Annotated in this window: 21 protein-coding genes and 1 pseudogene; 5 read left to right on the plus strand and 17 right to left on the minus strand. The window is 65.0% G+C overall.

Annotated elements, in window-relative coordinates; translation table 11 throughout:
* Window positions 1–214 precede the first annotated feature (214 nt).
* From ACO2RV_RS16470 to ACO2RV_RS16545, 16 genes and pseudogenes are all read right to left on the minus strand, one after another.
* A complete protein-coding gene (locus tag ACO2RV_RS16470) occupies window positions 215–988 on the minus strand; it encodes a lytic transglycosylase domain-containing protein (RefSeq protein ID WP_423294933.1) in 774 nt (257 codons plus the stop codon).
* A gap of 4 nt (window positions 989–992) precedes the next feature.
* Complete coding sequence (locus tag ACO2RV_RS16475; RefSeq protein ID WP_393981511.1) at window positions 993–1,328, minus strand: DUF736 domain-containing protein; 336 nt, start codon at window positions 1,326–1,328, stop codon at window positions 993–995.
* Window positions 1,329–1,375: 47 nt separating this feature from the next.
* Window positions 1,376–1,921 carry a S26 family signal peptidase gene (locus ACO2RV_RS16480; protein WP_393981513.1) on the minus strand — a complete coding sequence of 182 codons (546 nt, stop codon included), beginning with the start codon at window positions 1,919–1,921 and terminating at the stop codon, window positions 1,376–1,378.
* The gene (locus ACO2RV_RS16485) at window positions 1,918–2,439 is read right to left on the minus strand and encodes a DUF2840 domain-containing protein (RefSeq protein WP_393981515.1); all 522 of its coding nucleotides are present in this window, start codon (window positions 2,437–2,439) and stop codon (window positions 1,918–1,920) included. Before ACO2RV_RS16485 ends, ACO2RV_RS16480 begins: the two co-directional genes overlap by 4 nt.
* Window positions 2,436–2,690 (minus strand): hypothetical protein, encoded by a 255-nt coding sequence (locus tag ACO2RV_RS16490; protein ID WP_393981517.1) that lies wholly within the window; start codon window positions 2,688–2,690, stop codon window positions 2,436–2,438. The genes ACO2RV_RS16485 and ACO2RV_RS16490 overlap by 4 nt, the downstream gene beginning before the upstream one ends.
* A complete protein-coding gene (parA, locus tag ACO2RV_RS16495) occupies window positions 2,687–3,325 on the minus strand; it encodes a ParA family partition ATPase (RefSeq protein ID WP_393981519.1) in 639 nt (212 codons plus the stop codon). Before parA ends, ACO2RV_RS16490 begins: the two co-directional genes overlap by 4 nt.
* A 211-nt stretch (window positions 3,326–3,536) precedes the next feature.
* Entirely contained in the window at window positions 3,537–4,418 is an 882-nt protein-coding gene (locus ACO2RV_RS16500) for a replication initiator protein A (protein ID WP_393981521.1), read from the minus strand.
* A gap of 11 nt (window positions 4,419–4,429) precedes the next feature.
* Complete coding sequence (locus ACO2RV_RS16505) at window positions 4,430–4,711, minus strand: helix-turn-helix transcriptional regulator (RefSeq protein ID WP_393981523.1); 282 nt, start codon at window positions 4,709–4,711, stop codon at window positions 4,430–4,432.
* A gap of 135 nt (window positions 4,712–4,846) precedes the next feature.
* A complete protein-coding gene (locus ACO2RV_RS16510) occupies window positions 4,847–5,218 on the minus strand; it encodes a DUF2285 domain-containing protein (protein WP_393981525.1) in 372 nt (123 codons plus the stop codon).
* A gap of 73 nt (window positions 5,219–5,291) precedes the next feature.
* Window positions 5,292–5,615, minus strand: a complete 324-nt coding sequence (locus ACO2RV_RS16515; RefSeq protein ID WP_393981527.1) for a transcriptional regulator domain-containing protein — start codon at window positions 5,613–5,615, stop codon at window positions 5,292–5,294.
* A gap of 120 nt (window positions 5,616–5,735) precedes the next feature.
* On the minus strand, window positions 5,736–5,999 hold the full coding sequence (locus tag ACO2RV_RS16520) for a DNA -binding domain-containing protein (protein ID WP_393981529.1): 264 nt from the start codon (window positions 5,997–5,999) through the stop codon (window positions 5,736–5,738).
* A 132-nt stretch (window positions 6,000–6,131) separates the two neighbouring features.
* Window positions 6,132–6,365 carry a helix-turn-helix domain-containing protein gene (locus ACO2RV_RS16525; RefSeq protein ID WP_332119582.1) on the minus strand — a complete coding sequence of 78 codons (234 nt, stop codon included), beginning with the start codon at window positions 6,363–6,365 and terminating at the stop codon, window positions 6,132–6,134.
* Window positions 6,366–6,543: 178 nt separating this feature from the next.
* Entirely contained in the window at window positions 6,544–6,870 is a 327-nt protein-coding gene (locus tag ACO2RV_RS16530; protein WP_300301142.1) for a DUF736 domain-containing protein, read from the minus strand.
* A gap of 571 nt (window positions 6,871–7,441) precedes the next feature.
* Window positions 7,442–7,877, minus strand: a pseudogene (locus tag ACO2RV_RS16535) (hypothetical protein).
* A 141-nt stretch (window positions 7,878–8,018) separates the two neighbouring features.
* Window positions 8,019–8,186, minus strand: coding sequence for a hypothetical protein (locus tag ACO2RV_RS16540; RefSeq protein WP_203192657.1), 168 nt, complete (start codon window positions 8,184–8,186; stop codon window positions 8,019–8,021).
* A 275-nt stretch (window positions 8,187–8,461) separates the two neighbouring features.
* Entirely contained in the window at window positions 8,462–8,875 is a 414-nt protein-coding gene (locus ACO2RV_RS16545; protein WP_393981532.1) for a MerR family transcriptional regulator, read from the minus strand.
* A gap of 77 nt (window positions 8,876–8,952) precedes the next feature.
* Between ACO2RV_RS16545 and ACO2RV_RS16550 the strand changes: the two genes are divergently transcribed.
* Genes ACO2RV_RS16550 through merA form a run of 5 tightly spaced genes read left to right on the plus strand, consistent with a single transcriptional unit; the run spans window position 8,953 to window position 12,141 of the window.
* Window positions 8,953–9,351 carry a mercuric transporter MerT family protein gene (locus ACO2RV_RS16550; RefSeq protein WP_393981534.1) on the plus strand — a complete coding sequence of 133 codons (399 nt, stop codon included), beginning with the start codon at window positions 8,953–8,955 and terminating at the stop codon, window positions 9,349–9,351.
* Complete coding sequence (locus ACO2RV_RS16555) at window positions 9,330–9,701, plus strand: heavy-metal-associated domain-containing protein (RefSeq protein WP_423294942.1); 372 nt, start codon at window positions 9,330–9,332, stop codon at window positions 9,699–9,701. The genes ACO2RV_RS16550 and ACO2RV_RS16555 overlap by 22 nt, the downstream gene beginning before the upstream one ends.
* Window position 9,702: 1 nt before the next feature.
* The gene (locus ACO2RV_RS16560) at window positions 9,703–10,464 is read left to right on the plus strand and encodes an alkylmercury lyase family protein (RefSeq protein WP_393981538.1); all 762 of its coding nucleotides are present in this window, start codon (window positions 9,703–9,705) and stop codon (window positions 10,462–10,464) included.
* A complete protein-coding gene (merF, locus tag ACO2RV_RS16565) occupies window positions 10,461–10,709 on the plus strand; it encodes a mercury resistance system transport protein MerF (RefSeq protein ID WP_393981540.1) in 249 nt (82 codons plus the stop codon). The genes ACO2RV_RS16560 and merF overlap by 4 nt, the downstream gene beginning before the upstream one ends.
* Before the next feature lies 1 nt (window position 10,710).
* Entirely contained in the window at window positions 10,711–12,141 is a 1,431-nt protein-coding gene (gene merA, locus ACO2RV_RS16570) for a mercury(II) reductase (protein ID WP_393981542.1), read from the plus strand.
* Window positions 12,142–12,334: 193 nt separating this feature from the next.
* Here merA and ACO2RV_RS16575 read toward each other — a convergent pair whose 3' ends face one another.
* Window positions 12,335–13,270 carry a DUF2493 domain-containing protein gene (locus ACO2RV_RS16575; protein ID WP_393981544.1) on the minus strand — a complete coding sequence of 312 codons (936 nt, stop codon included), beginning with the start codon at window positions 13,268–13,270 and terminating at the stop codon, window positions 12,335–12,337.
* Between the last annotated feature and the right edge of the window lie 102 nt (window positions 13,271–13,372).

A 13,372-nucleotide genomic window follows, 5' to 3' on the forward strand; every position in this document is an offset into this window, starting at 1 on the left:
ATCCAATCCGCAAAAGAATTCCATCAGCCGCCTCCTGCGTTGCGAAACACCAGGAGTTTGACGCGTTGGCGCCGGCGGCGGCAGCGAATTCGAAGACCCAGAACCGTCCCGCCGATTACGGGCGGCAATCGTGCGGTCGTGTTACCTCGCTCCCCCCTCGGCGCCCTCCATGATGCGCCGGGGCACGCCAGACTGCGATGCGGTCGAGGCACCGTCATCGCGGCCCTCCAGCATCTGGTCGCACGACAAACAGGCCGGAGGACTGCGGCGTGATCGCGGAAATCTCGCGCAGCGTAGCCGCCGTCTGAGCGCCTTCAGAACGGCCCCCGGTCTGTACCCGATCAGCAGAGGTCGTGCCGTCGGCTTGCGCGATGAACAGCGGCGCGCGCGTCCACGCCTGTGGATCGGCGGTCGCGACAGTGACGGTTCCGGCGATCTCGCCGTCGCCGACAAGAGGTGCGAGGGCCGCGACATAGGCTCGCGTTTCTGCCGGTAACGCACGGCCGTCCGCAAGATATTCGTCGTAGCGGCCGGGACCGGCGTTGTAGGCCGCAAGGAAGCCCGGCGAGCCGTAACGGTCGTGCATTTCGCGCAGGTAGGCCGCGCCTGCCAGGATGTTGTCGCGCGGGTCGTAGGGGTCGTTACCGAGACGATGGCGGATACGCAGCGCCGGCCAGGTATCGGGCATGATCTGCATGAGCCCCATCGCACCCGCTCGGGAGATCGCGCGCACGTCGCCCGCGCTTTCGGCGCGTATGACGGCGCGAATCCAGGCCGCCGGAACGCCGAAGCGCTGCGAGGCCTCGGCAACATAGGCGGCGATCGGATCGGCAGGTTCGGTTCGCTCGACCGCGCTCTGAGCCAGAGTGGCGGCGGGCGATCCGGCGCCGAAAAGCAGACCGGAAAGGAGAAGGATGGCGAGATGCCGGGCGGCATGCGTCCGCCCGGAATCCACGAAGCGCCTGTGAGGTGAGTGAAGCGTCCGCATGGCCTCAGTCCCGCTCGCCGCGCTTCGGCGGACGGTTCCAGTGGAGGCCCCAAGTCGTCTTATCGTCGCCGGATTGGAACAGATTGGCGCGCACTGGCTGCGCGAAGACGGGATCGTCGAGGAGCAGCGAGACGTACTCGCCGGCCTTCTCGCCGGTGCGCTTCCAGCCGGCGCCGACCTCGGGGCCATCTTCGTCGCCGAGATGGACGCGGTAGTCCGGCGCGTTCTCGGCGTCTGAAGGTTCGGCCGGAAAGAGAGAAAGCGCGGCGTCGAGGGTGAGCGTGTGGACGCGGCCGGAATAGCCGGATTTCGTGCGGGTGAACTGACCGATCTGTGGCATGGGAAGGTTCCTTCTGCTGCTTGTGAGGGAGAGGTTCGGCGCGCCCCTCAACGTGTTTGGGCACGCCATTCGAAGTGGCCGCTGTCGTCTTCGTCGGTCCACACCGGCATCGCGCGGCCAATGATCGAGCTGGTGGGAATGGGACCGAAGTAGCGGCCGTCGAGGCTGTCGCGGACGGACCAGTTCATGAGGAAGATCTCGCCGTCCGCGATGCGCCGGCAGCCCTGCCAGACCGGCAGATCCCGGCCGAGGCGGTCACGTCGCAGCGCCTCTCCCATCGCGATGCCATCGACGGTGATGCGAGCGCCGGTTCGGCAGACCTGCTGCCCCGGAAGGCCGGCAACGCGCTTCATGAGCGGGACGCCGCGCGGCAGGTAGCCGCGCTCGGCCAGGAACGTGGCGAGCGGTTCGGGAGCGGCCACGGCGACCAGGTCAGTCACTTCGAGACGCGGTGATCGGTCGACGGAATAGAGCCCGATCGGCGTGCTGGCCGAGGCGTTCCAAATCAGCTTCGGCGCATTGTGGATGAACGACAGGCCGCCGATCAGCATCACGGCGAAATACGTCGTCATGACGTAGCCGAAGCGGGTCATGGCTCGGCACTCCGGCGCTTCAGGAATGCCCGATGCTGCTCGAACGTGTAGGCACGAGGCTCGTGGCCTGCCGTCAGGCGGTTGTGGATGTGCCGCCAATGATCGGGCGAGACCGCTGCCGGATCGATGTTGCGCGCTTCGATGGCGTCGATGAGTTGGAGTACGTGCTCGACCTTCGGCCAGCCTTCGAGCTTGAGCAGGATGTCGCCGCCAGGGCGCACGAACGGCAGCGTCTGATAGGGTTGGCGCGGCGAGACGGCGCGCACGATGTCGATGCGCGAGATGATCGTGCCGAAGTCGTTGGAGGCCCAGCGGACGAACGCGAAGATGCTGCCCGGCTGGTAGGAGAGGACACGCCGGCGGCGATCCAGAATCTGTTCGTGGACGTCGTCTCCGAACCGGATCCAGTATTCGATCCTCTTCTCGATCCAGGTCAGTTCGACATGAGTCAGATGGTCGGACGCGAGCGCGGACGGCGACGGGCCGCTGCGCACGCGCGAGGCCGCGGTGCCGGTCATGATGGGTCTCCTTCGGTCGGGGGAAATTCGCGCGCGAGCAGGTCGCGCAGCATGTCGGCGACCGTGACGCCGCGCCGGAATGCCGCGATCTTGATGCGCCCGCGCAATTCGGAGGTGACGTCGATGGTCAATCGCGCCGAGAACGCGGCGATGCCCGGGTCGCGCGCAGGCGGCGCCGCTGACGATTTGATCCAGTGTTCAGCACCGCCGGGCCGGGCTGCGAAGCCGCGTTTCTGAGACGGCCCGGTCATAGTCCGAGCCTCCCGATCTCGACGCACAGCGCGGCGATCTCGCGCGCGGCCGGGCTGTCGTCGTCGACCTCCGACACCAGGCGTCCGGACTGCGCCGTATCGGCGAAGGCAACGCGCTGGCCGATGGTGGATGCCAGCACCGGCGGATCGTGATCGGCGAGCGTCTCGGCCGTTTCGCGAGCGATGACGGTTCGTGCGCCGCATCGGTTCAGCACGAAGCGGGCCGCGAGCTGCGGACGATAGATGCGCGCCTCGCCGAGCAGCGCCAGCATCTCGGCCGAGGCCCAGCCGTCGAATGGCGACGGCTGCACCGGGATCAGGACGAGATCGGCGGCGAGCAATGCGGAACGCATCAGCCCGGCGACGCGGGGCGGCCCGTCGATGACGATGTGATCGGCGTCGCGCGCCAGCTCCGGCGCTTCGCGGTGGAGCGTGTCACGCGCCAGGCCGACGACGCCGAAGAGGCGCGGCAGGCACTCGCGCGCGCGTTGCTGTGACCAGTCGAGCGCAGAGCCTTGCGGGTCCGCGTCGATCACGGTGACGCGCTGGCCGCGTCGCGCCCATTCGCCGGCGAGGTGCAGCGCGAGCGTCGTCTTGCCGACACCACCCTTCTGGTTGAGGAGCGCGACGATCATGACGCGCTCCCGGCCGCTGGCCGGCGGTTATCCGCAGGCGGGCAAAACGCGGCACCCGTTAGAAGAATTCCGTAGGAATTCTGGTTAGAGAAGTTACGGGTGCCGCAAGCTTTTGATTCGATACGCGGAATCGTCGATTCCGGTCCCCGATAGCACGAGGATCGGGTCCCCGATGGCACGATAGGGGCGGTCCCTGATAGCACGAGGCAATTCACAGCTTATCCCCAGGGCGCGTGTTGGAACGGCGGCGTCGCGGCGCGCCGAACGGCGCCGGATCGGTCGGGGCGAAGGAAAGGCGATCGGGGCCGCTGGTCGGCTGCTCGATGGTCAGCCGGTAACCGGGCAGTGCCTGACGGCGGACGATGTCGCGCAGGTCGTAGGCGAAGTGCTTGAGCGGCGAGAGCGAGCCGGACTTGGCGTGGAGGTGGATGAAATCGAAGCTCCAGCCGAACTCCTGGCGGCCGCCATGCTTGCGCACGAGCCGGTAGAGCCAGCGTTCGAGCCCGCCCGTGAGATCGAAGTAGGCGCGGTCGATCGTCAGCACGAGCGCGTCGTCGAGGACCGCGGCGTAGAACCAGTCGGGCACGATCAGCTCGAGGCCAAGGGGCCGTCCTCGGCTGTCGGCTTTCTCCTTCCACTCGTTGATCCAGGAGAAGCGATGCATCCGCCGCTCGGTGGGCTGGCGGATCGATGTGGCGACCGTGGTTGACTGTAGACGGTCGAGCGCGGCCTTGAGGCGGTCGTAGTCGCGCAGCGACACGCCGCGGCCGATGAAGTTCAGGATCTCATACGGGGTGGTGCCCATGAGCCGCGACGGGCGTAGGCCGGCGTCGCGCGCTTCGACGATCTGGGAGGCTGCCCAGATCAGCACGTCCGCGTCCCAGATGGTCGCCATGCCATGCTCGGGGACGGCTTCGACGCGGATGACGATCGAGCCCGCCTTGAAGTCGATCGGCGCCAGGCGCTTCGACTTGGCGAGCGAGAAGAACGGATAGGCCATGAGGTCCTGCGCATCTCGCGGCGCGAGGTCGCCGGGCAGCGCTCGGAAGAGATCGAGCTGCTCGCGTTCGCTACTGTGATGGCGGGACGACATGCCGGCACGTCTCAGCGCGCGTGGCGGCCGGCGTGGACCGGCGTCGTCGGTTCATGACGCTTAGCGGGAAGGACGGCGCCGCGCGGATCCGACGTGGATGTGACTGCACCCCGATCGGCCCAGGCCTGCAGGTCGTCGATAGCGTAGACGACACGGCCGCCGAGCTTGCGATACGCCGGGCCGGTTCCGTAGGTCCGGTGTTTTTCCAGCGTGCGGCCGGAAAGACCTAAGAAACGAGCGGCTTCAGGGGTGCGTAGAAAGCGCGGCGGCAAACCGGCGAGGTTGGCGGACATGATCGGGCCTCCGGGGCGTTCGTTGAGGCCGCTGGCGATCAGCGGCGGGCGAAGGCCACGGTGGCGAAGAGCTGCTGTCTGGGGGGATGGTGAAGATAGAGGGGGCTATTTCGCACCCCCTGCAATGGGACGCCGTCAGCGCCGTCGGCGTCGACGCAGCAGATCACGATAGCCGCCATCGACCATGGCGAGGCCATCGCGCACGAGCCGAATGGTGGAATCGCGAAGCGCTGATGTTTTCCAGGAGTCGGAGGCGACGCGGGACACGCCGAACATCACCTCCGCAATCTCCCGGTAGGTCGCACGGCAGGCGCGGCCGTCAAAGGCCCGCAGCATGTGACGGAGGCGCTGCCGGCGCTGAAGCGTCACGCGCAGATCGGCGGGCGGAGGCGGCGCTTGGAGCCCGCCCCAGAGGCGCGAGATGGCCTCGATCCGATCTGGTGCATCAGTGTCCAGCGGGACGACCGCGGCCAGCGGCTGGTCGGGTTCGATGCCGCCGAGCAGCACGACGTGGACTGCGTCGGCGCCGTCTCCGTGGATTGCGTGGAGTTCGTGCGCGCTGCGGTGCGTTGCGCTCGGATCAAGTGCGGGCAGTGGTGCGCCGGCCGAGCCAAGGGATGGCGACGCGATCAGCAGAACCTTTCCAAGGTCGGCCTCCGTCGTCCAGTGAACCGGCTCCTCGATGGCGCTGTGGCTTGGGTGGGCAGGGAAATTGCAACCCCCAGCGCAGGCGGAACGACGTGGTCGCCTGCTTAGGGTCATCCATCTCTTTCAACGCTTTTGCATAGTCGCGCTGGTAATCGACATTTCGGCGCAAGCATTCCCACGCCAGGTCGGAAATGCCGAGATCGTCGAAATAGTCGTAACTGGTCGAAACTCGCCACTGCGATGGGTCCGGCGCCATCGATTACCTCCTGGCTCACATGGTTCATGTCTCCGGGCCGGATACGATTCCCGGTTGAGCTGGATCAGGGAAGACCCGGAAAAAGCGCCGCGTGATCGCTGCGGCGCATCGCGGACCCGTTCAGTGATGGCCGCGCCGAAGCAGGTCGCGGTAACCGTGTTCGGTCATCCATCGGGCGCGCAGGAGATGGCATTCATGGATGTGCCGAGCGCGCTCGGGATCATCACGGGGGTCAATGCCGAACAAAATGGTAACCGCCTCGCGCCAGTCCGCGCCCTCGGCATCGGCGTCGAGCAGGCGAACGTAGAGCTTCAAATGTTTGATGTCGTAGTCGGTCAGCGACGCGCCTCCGGGCGGTTCGTCAAGAAAATCCGGCGCGGTCATGATGGGTCCCCCGACACATCAACGGCGACAGCCATTCGATTCCGGGTCGACTTTATCGAAGTTTTGAATTGTCGTAAGCTGTACGCGTAGACATCGCGTGATGCAGTGCAGACATCACTACGCGCCGCACTGTCAATCTTCGTCGGCGTCCTGCCGCTCAGCCCGTTCAAAAAACGCGACCGGATCGATTTCAAGCACGATCGCCAGCTTTTCCAGCATATCGATCGTCGCGGCGTGCTGTTCCCGCTCAAGCATGCCGACATAGTTGCGATTGATCTCGGCACGATCGGCAAGTTCCTCCTGCGACAAGCCCTTGGCGTGTCTCAGTCGACGCAAATTTCTGGCGACAAGCTCCCGCAATCTCATGCGGAGAGGTCGCCGTTTCCCCTAATATACTGCCACCTAGTAAACTAGTGATTCGTACATGAGAAAAGGCCCGGAGTCATTTTTCCGGGATGATCGGGAGCTTTCGGCCGCCTGCAGGACCCGATTCCCACAGGCGTGATGCCCCGCCCGGTAATCCGGACGGGGCATCGGTGGTGGCTCAGTCGCCATTCCGGCGGTTGGGCCGGGACCAGATGAGGCTGTAACCGTCGCCATCCTCGTCGTCGAAAAGGTTGGCGTAGATCGGGGCGTTGAAGCTCGGGTCGTCCAGCTTCAGGCCGAGATAGTCGCGGCCCTCGTTGGAGCGCTTGGACCAGGCGGCGCCGATCTCGGCTCGGCCGACGAAGACGCGGTGGCTGGGAGCGTTCTCGCCGGTGGAGCGGGCGTCGGGGACGATGCGGACGTTCTTGGTCTGGACGCTGAGGGTGACGATTTCGCCGGTGAACTCGTTCGAGCCGGTCTTCTTGAAGGTGCCGATGGTCGCCATGGGAAGTCTCCTTGATCTGTCCTTCGAGCCCGCACCATTGCGGCCTCGATGGTGATCGACCGGCCGGAGGCGATCGACGGCGCACCCGCAGGGCTTCAGACAGCAGAGGAGGGACTTTCTTGTCCCGCGAGGAATGACGGCGTAGCCGGCAGGGGAAGAAAGTCTTGACGGCGCTGTTGCGCCATAGGCGATCGAGGCGAAGCCGTCCTTCGGCCAGATACACCCATCGAAGAGGCCGTCTTGGAGCGCTCGACTGGGCAGAGCCGATCAACGGAGACGGTGGCGCCCCCCTCGGTGCCCGGTGAATACGCGGCACTATCACCGGCGGTCCTTGTCTCCCGGTCCCGACGCAGCGCGTGCATCGGTTCCCACGCCACGCTTCCGGTCAGAACGCTAAAGCTCCTGCACCATCAATGTGCCGAGTCATCGACGCCCGCTGGTCAAGATTGCTCAACCGGCCGCCGCCTCCCGGCCCGAATCTAACGGCCCATCGCCGCCTGACCCCTGCCTGTTCCACGATGCTGAGGACGGCTTCGATATGCCTCTGGTCCGCCGCGACGTTGCGAGGATGTCAGCCCCGAGCGAGGTTCTGCCCGGATCGGGGCGGGCTCGGCGCCCGCGATCCGAATCCAGGCCGTCGCGCCGATAGCGATGGCGCCGATCACGGAGAAGATGAACTGCCAGGTCTCCGAAGGCATGGCATGCTTCGCGATACCGTGAACGGCATGGTAGCCGGCGATGGCCGCCGGTGCCGCGAAGACAAGTCCGATGGTCAGCCGGAGCCAGACCGGACGCACCAGGGCGAAGAGGAACTGGCCGATGCCGAGCATCAGCCCGGCGGCGAGGAGCCCGACGACGATGCTGCCGGGCCAGCCCGCCCCAGTGCCATAGGCCCACGTGCCGACGGTGATGCCCGCGAACAAGGGCAGCGCGTAGATAGCGAGGGTGAAGAGCAGCCAGCAGACGACGCCAATTGCTGTGATGCTCAAGAGAATGCCGAGTACCATGGTGGTGTGCTCCGTGAGATGAAGGTCTACGGTCGCGCCTTCCACCACCACCACGGCGCAGATGTCAGTATAGCCGAAGTTGAGTGATGGCGGCAGCGGAAATCCGTTCGGATTTCCGCTCGGCCGAGCGGACCGTCGCCCTCAAGGGGCGAATGGATCGACTTCGCGGATGATCGCCGAGGCGTCTCCGTCGTATTCGGAGGCAGGCATGACACTCATCGTGCCGTCGCCTGCTTTGAAGATGACGATCGCGACCATGAGCGTGGTGGCGAGGCTGAAGGCGAAGGCGTGAGCGTCGTTGAGGGACATTGTTCCGACTCCTGTCTGGAGGCGGGGGACCATCCCCCGCGCGACAGGCGCCCGATGTGTCCGGCCGAGGGCCGCAATCACCGCGGAGGCGAAGCCTCAAGGCCGCACGCTCGCGTAGCCGACCCTTCACGGGTTGATGGCGTCAGGCCATCGATTGGACCAAGGATCAGCGCATTGCGAGCGGGGTGGTGCCTCGTTCGGACAGACCCGGAGAGGGAAGTGGACTGCTGCGTGTGAAGCTTACGCTTAGGCTGGCTAAATCGTGAGTGCCGCCGTCATGATGCCAGCGCGTCCAGAACCGGGCACTCCGGAACATCCTCGCCGGAGCATCGCGAGGCGGTCGCCGCCAGCACCTTTTCGATCCGCTTGAGGTCGGCGATCTTCGCTCGCACGTCCATGAGGTGTCGCTCGGTCCGCTCCTTCACCTCGGCACAGGTCTGAGTGCCGCCATCGACAAGTTCGAGCAAGCCGCGGATTTGCTCGATGGCGAAGCCGAGCTCACGGGCGCGTAGAATGAAGCGCAGGCGGGAGACGTGGCCCTCGTCATAGACGCGGTACCCTGACGCGGTGCGCGGCGGATCGGGCATCATGCCGATCTTCTCGTAATAGCGGATGGTTTCGAGATTGCAGCCCGTGCGCCGGGCGAGTTTGGCCCGCTGCAACCCTCTCCCTGAAACGTGATCGCTCATCGTTCGAAAAGCCTCTTGAGCCTGTAGTTGCTACAGACCCTAGGCTGCAATCAAATGAAAATCGAGGGTCGAGTCGCATGAGCAATACGAATATCGAAGCGGCACCGCTGAGCGCGCCCCAGAAAACCGAGGACCGGAGGAAGACCTGGTTCGCGGTCGGCGGCGTGATTGGCGCGATCCTCGCCTCGACCTGCTGCATTGCACCGCTCGTGCTTTTGACGCTCGGCATTTCCGGGGCCTGGATCGGCAACCTCACGGCGCTCGAACCCTACAAGCCCTATTTTGCAGTGGTAGCGCTGGTTTTCATCGGGCTTGGTTTTCGGCAGGTCTATTTCAAGCCGAAACCCGCTTGCGTGGAGGGATCCTACTGCGCCCGGCCGGAATCCTCCGTCATCACCAAGACCGCTCTCTGGCTGGCGACCGTGCTTGTCGTCCTGGCCTTGACGATCAACTGGTGGGCGCCGCTGTTTTATTAGGAGAAGTTGACATGAAACGATCCCTCATCATCGGCGCGAGCGTGCTCGCTCTGGGCGCCGGCGGCATATTATCCATGGTCGCCGTCTCGCCACTTGCCGCGCAAACGGCGGCAACCCAGGTCGCGGCTCTCCGGACGATGAGCTTCACCATCGAGAACATGACCTGCGCACTGTGTCCGGTGACGGTCAAATCAGCAATGGAGCGCGTCAGCGGCGTGCGATCGGTTCGGATCGACTTCGACGCCAAGACGGCGACCGTCGTCTTTGATCCCTCGATCGCGACGCCGGAAGCGATCGCGGCGGCCTCGACGAACGCGGGATATCCGGCGGCGGTACAGCAGGGAAGCTGAAGTGAGCGAATTGCCGAGCTTCGAACTGCGTCCCGGCGTAGCCTTTCCCGACTGGGCGGCGGTGACCTCGCCAACCGCGGCGGATGCGCTGGTCGCGATTCTCTCCGCCATCGATCCAGCCAAGAACTGGAGCGGCTACGACGACGAGGAAGATCGCGTGCGACAGGCGGTCATCGAAGGTCTGGCGGAGTTGGATGGCGCGCCGGACGCCGAGTGGATCGCGGCTCTGACTGGGCTTGACGAGGGCCGTGTGGCGGCGCTCCTAGACCGGCTGGCGGCGCGCGATCTCGTGGTCCGCGATGGCGGCAGCAACGCCATCCTTGGCGCCTATCCGTTGACCACCCGATCAACCGAACACCGCGTCGGGTTTGGCGGCAAAGTTACGCACGCCATGTGCGCCATCGATGCGCTCGGCACGGGGGCCATGTTCGACGCCGACGTGGTGATCGAGTCTCGCTGCCGCGCGTGCGGCGGTCCTATCCGGATCGCCACAAAGGACCGTGGAATCGCGCTGGATTCCGTGGAGCCAGGATCGACAGTCGTGTGGTCTGGCAACCAATATGAGGGAGCTTGCGCGGCGACCTCTCTTTGCACCGTAATCGCCTTCTTCTGCTCCGAGGCGCACCTCGAAGACTGGTGGAGAACGAACCGATCCGGCTCGGAAGGGTACCGCCTCACGCCGGACGAGGCGATGCAGGTCGGACGGGCGCTGTTCGAGCCGGTGCTCACGCGGGCGGGCTGCGCTGTCGGGAGGTTGGCATGAAAGACACGACCATCCTGAAAACCGGAATCATCGGATCGGTCATCGCGGCGATCTGCTGCGCAACACCGATCCTGGTCATCGCGCTCGGCGCTCTTGGCCTGTCGGCTTGGCTCGGGTGGGTCGACTATGTGCTCATTCCAGCGCTCGTCCTCTTTCTCGCGATCACTGCCTATGGGCTCTGGCGGCGGCAGCGGGCGGCGGCGTGCTGCGCCTCTGAAACACAATCGAACAAAGGAAGGGCCTGACATGGCCGATTGCTGCAGCACGGACGGAAGCCGGAAGAGTGGCTATGATCTCGCCGTCATCGGCGCGGGATCGGCGGGTTTCTCCGCTGCGATCACGGCCGCCGAGCAAGGTGCGAATGTGGCTCTCATCGGACATGGGCTCATCGGTGGCACCTGCGTCAATGTCGGGTGTGTGCCGTCCAAAACCATGATCCGCGCCGCCGAAGCTCTGCATGGCGCAGGCGCGGCAAGCCGGTTCGCTGGCCTCGCCGGTGAGGCCCATGTCGCTGACTGGCGAGCTCTGATCGCGGCCAAGGACGATCTCGTCAAAACACTCCGGCAGAAGAAATATGTCGATCTGCTGCCCGAATATAACGGCATCGCCTATCTGGAGGGGGCAGCAAGGCTGAATGGCGCTGGTGTGCTTGTGAACGACAGCCCAGTCGCTGCCGGCAAGATCATCGTCGCCACCGGCGCGTCACCGGCCATGCCGAGCATCCCCGGCATTGAGAATGTTCCCTTCCTCACCAGCACCACGGCGCTGGAACTCGCCGAACAGCCGCGCTCGCTTCTGGTCATCGGGGGCGGTTATATTGGCTGCGAGTTGGCCCAGATGTTCGCCCGCACCGGGACCGCCGTGACCATGGTCACGCGTTCGCGCCTGTTACCGGAGGCGGAACCGGAAATAGCGCAAGCACTTGCTCGCTATCTGGCCGACGAAGGCATCACGGTTCGTATTGGACTGACCTATTCCAGGATCGAGCAGCAAGACGGTGAAATCACGCTGACCATTGATGTGGATGGTCGCGCCGAAATGCTCACCGCCGAGCAGGTTCTGGTGACGACCGGACGCATGCCCAACACCGCGGATCTTGGCCTGGAGGAGGCCGGCATAAGGCTAGCGCCCAATGGTGGGATCGTCGTCGATGACCGGATGCGCACCTCGAAATCTGGCGTCTATGCCGCCGGCGATGTGATAGGGCGCGATCAGTTCGTCTATATGGCGGCTTACGGTGCCAAGCTCGCGGCGCGCAATGCGCTGAACGGCGACAGCCTCGTCTATGACAACACCGCCATGCCCTGGGTAGTCTTCACCGATCCGCAAGTAGCCGGCGTCGGTTTCAGCGAGGCGCAGGCAATCGAGCGCGGAGTCGGCGTTAAGACGTCGGTGGTGTCGCTCGACCAGGTGCCGCGCGCGCTCGCGGCCCGCGATACGCGTGGGCTCATCAAGCTGGTGGCGGACGCAAAGAGCGACCGGCTCCTCGGCGGCCAGATTCTCGCTCCTGAGGGCGCAGACAGCATCCAGACTCTGGCGCTGGCGCTAAAGCACGGCATGACGGCGAAGGCTCTCGGCGAGATGATTTTCCCCTATCTCACTACCGTGGAGGGGCTGAAACTCGCTGCCCAAGGATTTGCCAAGGATGTGGCGAAACTCTCATGCTGCGCTGGATAATAGCCTTCCCTTTCTGCAACAATATCTTGTCGCAATGAATTCCCGACTATGTCGGGACTTCGCACACCTGATATTGGCGACGCCGTGCAATTAGGACTTTAGCGAGGGCAATTCGCAGCCCTGCACGAAAATTCGCAAACAGTTGTGGGCTGCGTTCCCGTTGTCGAATATTTGCAGGTGAGGCTGGCGGCGCTCACGCGCCGCCACTGCCGAACTTCCAGACCGGGATGCCGAACTTGCGCGCCTTGTCGGCGAGATTGTCCTGGATGCCGGTGCCGGGGAACACCATCACGCCGATCGGCAGGACGGCGAGCATCTGATCGTTGCGTTTGAACGGCGCGGCTTTGGCGTGCTTCGTCCAGTCGGGCTTGAACGCGATCTGCGGAACCTTGCGGTGGTCGGCCCAGCGAGCGGCGATGCGTTCGGCGCCTTTCGGCGATCCGCCGTGCAACAGCACCATGTCGGGATGCTTGGCGTGGACCTGATCGAGCTTGGCCCAGATAAGCCGGTGATCGTTGAAGTCGAGCCCGCCGGTGACGGCGATCTTCGGACCCGCCGGGATCAGCACCTGGCTCTCGGCTCGGCGTTTGGCGGCGAGGAAATCGCGGCTGTCGATCATCGCTGAAGTCATGGCGCGGTGATTGACCATCGATCCGCTGCGTGGCCGCCAGGATGATCCGGTGTGGCGCTCGAAGTGTTCTGCGGCCTGATCGCGCATCAGCTCGAAGGCGTTGCGGCGCTCGATCATGGTCTGCCCTTCGGCGGTGAGACGTTCGAGTTCTACCGACTTCACCTCCGAGCCGTCCTGTTCGCGCTGGCCGCGGCGCTGCGCCTGCTCATTGTCGTCGAGTTCGCGTTCGATCCGGTCGGTGGCGCGATGGAAGAGGTTGACGGTCGACCAGAGGAGGTCATCGAGGTCGGGTTCGAGGCGGGTGTCCTCGAGGGTGGCGATCAGGGCGTCGAAGATGTCGGCGATGGCCCCGGCGACGGCTTGGCCTTCGGGAAGTGGCCTCGGATCGGGTTCGTCCTGAAAGGGATGAAAGCCGTAGAGCTGGAGTTCGGTCAGGACATGGTCGGTGGGGGATGAGGCGTGGTGCGGTTCGAAGCCGTCGTCGTGTTCGTTCGCCATGGGATGCTCCTTCGTCGGTTCGACCGCGACCCTCGCGGCCTTCTGGCGACGAAAGCCGTCGGGCGGGCCGGACCTGCACCCGGAGCGTCAGCGCAGGGCCAA

The sequence above is a fragment of the Ancylobacter sp. VNQ12 genome (assembly GCF_049445835.1).
Lineage (GTDB): Bacteria > Pseudomonadota > Alphaproteobacteria > Rhizobiales > Xanthobacteraceae > Ancylobacter.

What these genes read in the sequence shown, in the direction of transcription:
- ACO2RV_RS16470 (WP_423294933.1), bottom strand. Translation starts at nt 988, where the DNA reads ATGCGGACGCTTCACTCACCTCACAGGCGCTTCGTGGATTCCGGGCGG.
- ACO2RV_RS16475 (WP_393981511.1), bottom strand. Translation starts at nt 1,328, where the DNA reads ATGCCACAGATCGGTCAGTTCACCCGCACGAAATCCGGCTATTCCGGC.
- ACO2RV_RS16480 (WP_393981513.1), bottom strand. Translation starts at nt 1,921, where the DNA reads ATGACCCGCTTCGGCTACGTCATGACGACGTATTTCGCCGTGATGCTG.
- ACO2RV_RS16485 (WP_393981515.1), bottom strand. Translation starts at nt 2,439, where the DNA reads ATGACCGGCACCGCGGCCTCGCGCGTGCGCAGCGGCCCGTCGCCGTCC.
- ACO2RV_RS16490 (WP_393981517.1), bottom strand. Translation starts at nt 2,690, where the DNA reads ATGACCGGGCCGTCTCAGAAACGCGGCTTCGCAGCCCGGCCCGGCGGT.
- parA (WP_393981519.1), bottom strand. Translation starts at nt 3,325, where the DNA reads ATGATCGTCGCGCTCCTCAACCAGAAGGGTGGTGTCGGCAAGACGACG.
- ACO2RV_RS16500 (WP_393981521.1), bottom strand. Translation starts at nt 4,418, where the DNA reads ATGTCGTCCCGCCATCACAGTAGCGAACGCGAGCAGCTCGATCTCTTC.
- ACO2RV_RS16505 (WP_393981523.1), bottom strand. Translation starts at nt 4,711, where the DNA reads ATGTCCGCCAACCTCGCCGGTTTGCCGCCGCGCTTTCTACGCACCCCT.
- ACO2RV_RS16515 (WP_393981527.1), bottom strand. Translation starts at nt 5,615, where the DNA reads ATGGCGCCGGACCCATCGCAGTGGCGAGTTTCGACCAGTTACGACTAT.
- ACO2RV_RS16520 (WP_393981529.1), bottom strand. Translation starts at nt 5,999, where the DNA reads ATGACCGCGCCGGATTTTCTTGACGAACCGCCCGGAGGCGCGTCGCTG.
- ACO2RV_RS16525 (WP_332119582.1), bottom strand. Translation starts at nt 6,365, where the DNA reads ATGAGATTGCGGGAGCTTGTCGCCAGAAATTTGCGTCGACTGAGACAC.
- ACO2RV_RS16530 (WP_300301142.1), bottom strand. Translation starts at nt 6,870, where the DNA reads ATGGCGACCATCGGCACCTTCAAGAAGACCGGCTCGAACGAGTTCACC.
- ACO2RV_RS16540 (WP_203192657.1), bottom strand. Translation starts at nt 8,186, where the DNA reads ATGTCCCTCAACGACGCTCACGCCTTCGCCTTCAGCCTCGCCACCACG.
- ACO2RV_RS16545 (WP_393981532.1), bottom strand. Translation starts at nt 8,875, where the DNA reads ATGAGCGATCACGTTTCAGGGAGAGGGTTGCAGCGGGCCAAACTCGCC.
- ACO2RV_RS16550 (WP_393981534.1), top strand. Translation starts at nt 8,953, where the DNA reads ATGAGCAATACGAATATCGAAGCGGCACCGCTGAGCGCGCCCCAGAAA.
- merF (WP_393981540.1), top strand. Translation starts at nt 10,461, where the DNA reads ATGAAAGACACGACCATCCTGAAAACCGGAATCATCGGATCGGTCATC.
- merA (WP_393981542.1), top strand. Translation starts at nt 10,711, where the DNA reads ATGGCCGATTGCTGCAGCACGGACGGAAGCCGGAAGAGTGGCTATGAT.
- ACO2RV_RS16575 (WP_393981544.1), bottom strand. Translation starts at nt 13,270, where the DNA reads ATGGCGAACGAACACGACGACGGCTTCGAACCGCACCACGCCTCATCC.